The organism is Cupriavidus sp. IDO, from assembly GCF_000812465.1.
Classification (GTDB): Bacteria; Pseudomonadota; Gammaproteobacteria; order Burkholderiales; family Burkholderiaceae; genus Cupriavidus.
Map to the genome: position 1 here is coordinate 1 of NZ_JWMA01000141.1, position 7,367 is coordinate 7,367.

The following is a 7,367-nucleotide window of genomic DNA, read 5'->3' on the forward strand; positions in this document are numbered from 1 at the left end:
CGTCGAGCACATCGCTGCCAAACGGTAGTGGCTTGCCATTAGGCAAGGTGGCGTGCAGGATAGCCGCCCGGCCGATGCTTTCCGTATCGAAATGCGCCCCCCCCCCCGCGCCCGCCGTGGGCACCACGGCCTGCGTCGTTGCCTTGAACTGCACGTCCATCGGCAGCCCTTGCGGATCGACCTCGATTTCGTTGCGCGTGAAAGGCATCAGGCCGGACACAACTGCGTGGCCCCATGGGTCCACGCGCAGGCCGTTGGTGTTCACTACCCGCGCACCACCGGCATCCTTCGCTTCGACCACGGCCACCGTTTCGCTGGTGCTCGGCGAGAAGGCCACGCCACCGGCATAGGCGACGATGCCGCCGGCGATGCCGACGCTGCCCTGGGAGTAGTTGCGGCTGTTGCCGATGCTGCCGGTGAGCGTTGCCACCGGCGAGACGTAGCCGACATTGCCGCCGATGCTGGTGCTGCTGCCGTTGCGGTCGCCGTTGTAGCCGGCATTGAGTCCATAGGTGAACGCGTTATCGACGCCAAGCGACCCGCTGACCGATTCCTGCACGCTGGTGGCGCCGTTGAAATCGCTCTGCACGCTGGTCATCGAGTAGGGCGCCTGCGCAGCCCTGCCAAGCGGAATGCCGACATTGAGCATGACGCGGTTCTCCCACTTTGCGCTGCTCACATTGAACTGGCGCGACGCAGTCACGCCGAAGTTGATGCGTCGGAAGCTGTTGTTGTAGCCCAGCTGGAATTGCGTATCGGTGTCCGGCTGGTTCCAGTAGGTCTGGGTGGAGCCGAACAGGTAGAGCGAGCCGAGCCTGCCGGGCAGGGTCTGGCTCACGGTCAGTTGCAGCCTGCCGCGCTGGATGCCGCCCATGGCATAGCCGCTGTCGCGCCCATCCAGGTCGCGCAGTGCCATCGCATCGGCGAGGCTCAGGAAGCCGCGCGTGGCTTGCTGTAGTTCACCCGCAGGCTCTGGCCGCTGCGGTCGGGCATGTTCTGCAGCCGCGTGCTGGCATGCGTGACGTCTGCACTGAAGGCGCCGTAGTCGGTGTTCAGGGCCGCGCCCAGCACCGCCGACGCATAGCCCTCGGCAAGCGCCACGCCGCCGTAGCCGGTGAGCAGGTTGGTGAAGCCGTGCTGCAGGGTGCCCTGCACCATCATCGGCTTCTCCTGCACGCTGGTGTTGCGGTATTGGCCGGCGGTGACGCTGAACCGCGTGATGCCCGGCCGCAGCGCATTGACCGCCGCGGCGAAGGGCACTTTCGAGATCCGCACGCTGCCATCCGCCTCCGTCACGATCACCTCGAGGTCGCCGCCGTAGCCGGTCGGATAGAGGTCGTTGATCTCGAATGCGCCGGGGGACACCGTGGTTTCGTAGAGGATGTTGCCGTTCTGGCGGATCTGCAGCCGTGCATTGCTGTTGGCGATGCCGTGGATGGTCGGCGCGTAGCCGCGCTGCGATTCCGGAACCATGCGGTCATCGCTGGCAAGCTGCACGCCGCGGAACCCGATGCTGTCGAACACCGAGCCATCGGTGAAGGCGTCGCCGATGACCAGCTGGCTGCGTATCGGCGCAATGCTGCGCTGGAGATTGGTCTGCGTGGCCTGGTAGCTGGTGTCCGCACCATTGTCGTAGTTGAGGCTTCCGCTGTGCCGGAGCCGCCAGGCCCCGACGTTGACGCCGGCGCGCAGGCCGACATAGCCCTGCGTATATGACATGCCCTGCGTATCGGTGCGATAGGCATTGGCCTCGTACTGGAGCTGCACCGCATTGACGCCATCGTCCCAGTGTTCCGGTTCGACAAAGCCGCGGGCGCGATGCCGCATGGCGATCTGCGGCACGCTGACGTCCAGGCGGAGGTCGCCGCTGTCGAAGTCCGCGCGGGCACCCTGGACCAGCTCCGGCAATGACAGGCAGCCCGAGGCCGGCACGGGTTCCTGGCCGGACGCCTGTCTTGCCGCCTCGAGCTTCGCCATGTCCACGCCAATCCGATCGAGCAGCGCGCGGTCGAAGCAGGGTCGCACGCTGCCCGCCTGTCCCGGCTCGGGCTCCATGCTGATGTCATGCCGGCCCATCCATGATCCGTTGACGTGCAGGTCGACCCGATAGCGCCCCGGCGCCACTACGTTGCTTTTGCTGTAGCGGCTGATATCGGTCTTGCCCAGGCCGAAACGCTCGAGGAATGTGTCGTTGAATTCAACTTCTGCCACCAGCGTGGGATCGGCCGGCTTGTCCGGCTCCGCAAGGGCCCCACCCGCCAGCAATGGCAGGAGGATGGCGCTCAGCGGGCGCAGGCGGAGTCTGGCGGGGTGGCTCTCGGCTTTTCGTCTGAACATGTCAATCAATCTCGCTTCCGGGCACGGCGCGGCCCGGAGCCGCGCAGCGCGGCCGTTGGCTATCTGATTCCGGCGGGATGGATCGCGCCGTGCCGGGATTTCAGACACGCGCGACCGGGCGCAATGGCAGTCTGCGGTCAGGGAGCGGCTTGCTGCGGTGTGGTGGAAGCGTGCGCCGCTGAATGGCCGGGATCGAGCATCGAGATACCTTCGACGTCGCCGCCGTAGTCATTGATGGCGTGATACCGAACCTTCGTTCCGGCCGTGATGGCGGTACCTTCGGGCAGCGCAAAGCGCTTCGTTGCGCCGGGCGCCACCATGCTTGCGGCGATAGGTTCGGATGCCGGCTCCGCGGCGCCACGCTCGTTCAGCAATTCCAGCGTGGTGAAGGAAACATGGAAAGACGTGGGGTTGGTGGCCTCGAGCGCGGGGGCGCTGCCGCCACGGACCAGGCGCCACCGGACCTGTTCCGGCGCCTGCGCCGCCGAGCCTTGCAGTTCCGAGGGCCGGTAGAACAGCTTGATGCGCGAGCGGAAGGCCAGTTGCAGGGTGTTCTCCGCGCCGCCGCCTGCCTTGGGTTTGGGCGGCACTTCCAGTACGTTCAGCCAGAACAGCGATTCCTTGTCCGTCGCCATCGGCTCACTGGCGGTATGCAGAATCCGGAGGGTTTGCCCCTTCCCGGCTTCGATCCGCGCCAGCGGCGGCACCACGGTGAAGGGCGTGCTCACCAGGGACGGGTCGTCGTTCGGATTGCCGGTATCGAGCCAGACTTGGGTCAGTGCCGGATTGCGCCCCTCGTTGCTGAGCTTGACCGTGACTTCCGTATCCTGGGCTTTGTAGACGACCCGCGTTGCGCCAATGACGATGGAAGCCTGCGCACCGGAGCACACAGTCAGGCCAAGCGCCAGGCCAAGCGCGAGGCGTGCATACAGGAGAGTCTTGCTTGTCGTTTGCGGATGCATGTTGCGCGGTAGGGATAGGCAGGGACGCACGGCAGGCCCGCCGCCGTCCCGATGTGGCGGGCGCCTGCTTACTGGTAGGCGATGGTGTACATCACGCTGGAGTTGGCGGTGCCGGCAGTGGCGACCCCCGTGGCGTAGTACTGCGCGTAGTAGCTCAGCGTTGCCGAGCCGCCGGAAAGGGCGACTGACTTGGAGTTCTGCGCCGCGTCGGTGGCGCCGGCCTTGATGTCGGAGGCATCGATGCCGTTGAGCAGGGCGATCTGCACGTTCGAGGCGTCGCCCGCGCTGAGCTTCATGCCGCTGGTCGGCGTGCAGGCGCTCAGGTTGATGGTGAACGGGGTGCGGCCGGCCGTCTTGCCGGCGGTGCTCAGCGACGCTGTCGAGACTTTCGGCAGCGCGACGGTGAAGTCCTTGCCGCCGGAGCCGTTGCCGGAGATGGTGCAGGTCTGGGAGGTGATGTTGCCGGTGAAGGTGATGGTGCCATCGGCCGCATTGGCCAGTTGAGACGCCAGTGCTGCGCCAAGGACGGTGGCAGCAGAGATCAGCTTGGTTTTCATTGCGGATGATCGTGGGTGGGATTGAACGGGCTGCGATGCCTTCTCGCAGGTCATTTCTCGCTCGAGAAACGAGCCCGAACATTAAGGTCCGGCAAGCACGCCCGAAATCGCAATTCCCCTAAAGTTGGCGAAGGGATCCGCGCTTTTTTGCAAAAAATCGCACGTTTCTGATTTGGCTGTTTCTGGCGGGAAAGCGGCTACGGGCCTGGGGAAGCGGAGGCCCGGGGACGAAAGGTCGTCGCGTCCGGCCGGACGCGAGGTGGGATGTTTCTGAGGAGGCTCGGCTGATTGGCGGGGGAGTGCCGCAGGCAGCTACAATTGCGCCCCCGCAACGGGGTATGCAGGCCCCGCCGGCAAGCGCGGCGGGGCGGGTTTATCATCGGGCTTTTCCATTGTCCCAAGGCTCTCCTCGCAGCACCGGAGTGCCCGAACCAGGAGCCAAAGTGCCCGATCTGTCCGCGTTCCCCATCACCCGCAAATGGCCCGCGCAACATCCTGACCGCATCCAGCTCTATTCGCTGCCCACGCCCAATGGCGTGAAGGTATCGACCATGCTGGAAGAGACCGGCCTGCCGTACGAGCCGCATCTGGTGCGCTTTGACGCCAATGACCAGCTCTCGCCGGAATTCCTTTCGCTGAACCCCAACAACAAGATCCCGGCCATCCTCGATCCGAATGGTCCGGGCGGCAAGCCGTTGCCGTTGTTCGAATCCGGCGCGATCCTGCTGTATCTGGCGGACAAGTCGGGCAAATTCATTCCCGCCGACCCCGCCGGCCGCTATGAAACAATCCAGTGGCTGATGTTCCAGATGGGCGGCATCGGCCCGATGTTCGGCCAGGTCGGCTTCTTCAACCGGTTTGCAGGCAAGGACTACGAGGACAAGCGCCCGCTGAAGCGCTACGTGGAGGAAAGCCGCCGCCTGCTCAACGTGCTCAACGACCGCCTGGCCGGCCGCGCATGGATCATGGGCGACGCCTACACCATCGCCGATATCGCGACCTTCCCCTGGGTGCGCAACCTGCTGGGCTTCTATGAGGCGGGCGACCTGGTGGGCATCCAGGACTTCCCCCACGTCACGCGCGTGCTGGACGTGTTCCTGAAGCGGCCGGCCGTGGTGAAGGGACTGGATACGCCGCATCGGGGGTAAGCACGGGAGGGCTTCGGCGCCGCAGGGCGGCATTGTCCTACAAGACGCCTTCCGCAGCGCCTACAGTGATGTGTCCGAAACGCATCCTATAGTCAAAGGCAGATCCGCAATGCCTCGAGGAGCCAGGACCATGCAGCTGCCTCACCCTTCCCGAACCGCCCGCGGTGCCGCGGCGGCATGCGTGGCTGCCGCCGTGCTCTGTGGCTGCACCGAATCGGCCAGACTGCCTTCCGAAGCGGGTTTCGGCCCGATGCCGCAACTGCCGGCCCCCAACCACACCGCCATTCCCACCGTTCACGTCGCGCCGGCCAGGGGCTGGGCCGATGGCGCCAGGCCAGTGGCCGGCGACGGCATGGCGGTCAACGCCTTCGCCGACAAGCTGGACCATCCGCGCTGGCTGTACGTGCTGCCCAATGGCGACGTGCTGGTCGCCGAGACCAATGCGCCGCCCAAGCCGGACGACGGCAAGGGCATCCGCGGCTGGATCATGAACAAGCTGATGGCGCGCGCCGGGGCCGCCGCGCCCAGCGCCAACCGCATCACGCTGCTGCGCGATACCAATGGCGACGGCGTGGCCGACCAGCGCTCGGTCTTCCTGAAGGACCTGCATTCGCCGTTCGGCATGGTGCTGGTCGGCAACGATTTCTACGTGGCCGATACCGATGCCGTGCTGCGGTTCCCCTACCAGCCCGGACAAACCAGCATCACCGCCGCCGGGCAGAAGGTGGTGGACCTGCCGGCCGGCACGCTCAACCATCACTGGACCAAGAACATCATCGCCAGCCGTGACGGCAGCAAGCTGTATGTCACGGTCGGGTCCAACAGCAATGTCGGCGAGAACGGCATCGACAAGGAAGCCGGACGCGCGGCAATCTGGGAAGTCGACCGGAAGACCGGGCAGCACCGCATCTTCGCCAGTGGCCTGCGCAACCCGAACGGCATGGCATGGGAACCCGTGACCGGCGTGCTGTGGACAGCCGTCAACGAGCGCGACGAAATCGGCAGCGACCTGGTGCCGGACTACATCACCTCGGTGCGCAACGGCGGTTTCTATGGCTGGCCCTACAGCTACTACGGCCAGCACGTGGACGAACGCATCAAGCCGCAGGCGCCGGACCTGGTCGCGAAGGCGATTGCGCCCGACTACGCGGTGGGCGCGCATACCGCCTCGCTGGGCCTGGCCGCCGCTGGCGGCAACAGCCTGCCGGCGCGCTTCCACGACGGCATGTTCGTCGGCCAGCACGGGTCATGGAACCGCAAGCCGTTCGCCGGCTACAAGGTCATCTTCGTACCGTTCGACAACGGCCGCCCGAAAGGCGCGCCTTTCGACGTGCTGACCGGCTTCCTCAGCAAGGACGGCGAAGCGCAGGGCCGCCCGGTGGGCGTGGTGATCGACAAGCGCGGCAGCCTGCTGGTGGCCGACGACGTCGGCAATACCATCTGGCGCGTGAGCGGGGCGAAGTAGGGGCTGAACGATGACCACGCCAGGCATGGCCGTTGCCGCACTGGCCGGAACGCTTGCCTATGTCGGCATTGCCGTTGCCGGGTGGGGCGGATTTGCCGCGTTCTTCGCCCATCCTGCCCGCACGGCGGTCGCCGTCGTCACGCTGCTGCTGACCGTGGCCGCGCTGTTCAGCCGCGGCAACATGAGTGCCGGCGAACGGGAGGACCGCGACAATCGCTGGGTGCTGGCAGCCTTCGGCGTGCTCGGGCTGCTGCTGGCGTGGCTGCCGGCATGGTCCGACCGGCACGAGGTGTGGACCTTCGGCGGCGATGCCGTGCGTTGGCTCGGCGTTTTTCTATACGCCGCCGGCGGCGCGCTGCGCCTGTGGCCGGTGTTTGTCCTCGGACGCCGCTTCAGCGGACTGGTGGCGATCCAGCCCGGACATGCGCTGGTGACCAGCGGACCCTATGGCGTGATTCGCCATCCGAGCTACCTCGGGCTGATGATCAATTCGCTGGGATGGGCGCTGGTGTTTCGTTCCGGCATCGGCGTACTGCTGACCGCGATGATGCTGGTGCCGTTGCTGGCGCGGATCAGGGCGGAAGAGGCGTTGCTCAGGGCGCAGTTTGGGGACGAGTATGAGGCTTACCGTGGGAGGACTTCGAGGTTGATTCCGGGGGTTTATTAGGCTTCATCGCCGAATTGCAGGGGGAGGCTGAGCTGCATATCAGCGGTTTGGGGCTACCTGCACTGGCGATTGGTGGCTGCGGATCGGCGCTGTCGTAGGTCGACGGCCCGGTTTCGCCCTGCCGGGCGATCTACTTTTGGACGGCGCCCAAAAGTAGGCAAAAGGCGCCGTCTGTCCTCGGCGGACGGCCAGTCTTATCGTAGTGTTCGACGGTTTTTGTACGGGTATGGG

Annotated in this window: 5 protein-coding genes and 1 pseudogene; 3 read left to right on the forward strand and 3 right to left on the reverse strand. The window is 65.8% G+C overall.

What is annotated here, in order from left to right; genetic code table 11:
- From RM96_RS37870 to RM96_RS28890, 3 genes and pseudogenes are all read right to left on the reverse strand, one after another.
- Positions 1–2,337 (reverse strand): annotated as a pseudogene (locus RM96_RS37870) (fimbria/pilus outer membrane usher protein); the annotation flags it as partial.
- 137 nt (positions 2,338–2,474) lie between these two features.
- A complete protein-coding gene (locus RM96_RS28885) occupies positions 2,475–3,299 on the reverse strand; it encodes a fimbria/pilus periplasmic chaperone (RefSeq protein WP_039015165.1) in 825 nt (274 codons plus the stop codon).
- A gap of 68 nt (positions 3,300–3,367) precedes the next feature.
- On the reverse strand, positions 3,368–3,856 hold the full coding sequence (locus RM96_RS28890; protein ID WP_039015166.1) for a fimbrial protein: 489 nt from the start codon (positions 3,854–3,856) through the stop codon (positions 3,368–3,370).
- Between the two features lie 443 nt (positions 3,857–4,299).
- Between RM96_RS28890 and RM96_RS28895 the strand changes: the two genes are divergently transcribed.
- The 3 genes from RM96_RS28895 to RM96_RS28905 all read left to right on the forward strand — a co-directional run bounded on the left by RM96_RS28895 (position 4,300) and on the right by RM96_RS28905 (position 7,136).
- A complete protein-coding gene (locus RM96_RS28895) occupies positions 4,300–5,004 on the forward strand; it encodes a glutathione S-transferase N-terminal domain-containing protein (protein ID WP_039015167.1) in 705 nt (234 codons plus the stop codon).
- A 130-nt stretch (positions 5,005–5,134) separates the two neighbouring features.
- On the forward strand, positions 5,135–6,469 hold the full coding sequence (locus tag RM96_RS28900) for a PQQ-dependent sugar dehydrogenase (protein WP_082016756.1): 1,335 nt from the start codon (positions 5,135–5,137) through the stop codon (positions 6,467–6,469).
- A gap of 10 nt (positions 6,470–6,479) precedes the next feature.
- A complete protein-coding gene (locus RM96_RS28905) occupies positions 6,480–7,136 on the forward strand; it encodes a methyltransferase family protein (protein WP_039015168.1) in 657 nt (218 codons plus the stop codon).
- Positions 7,137–7,367 lie beyond the last annotated feature (231 nt).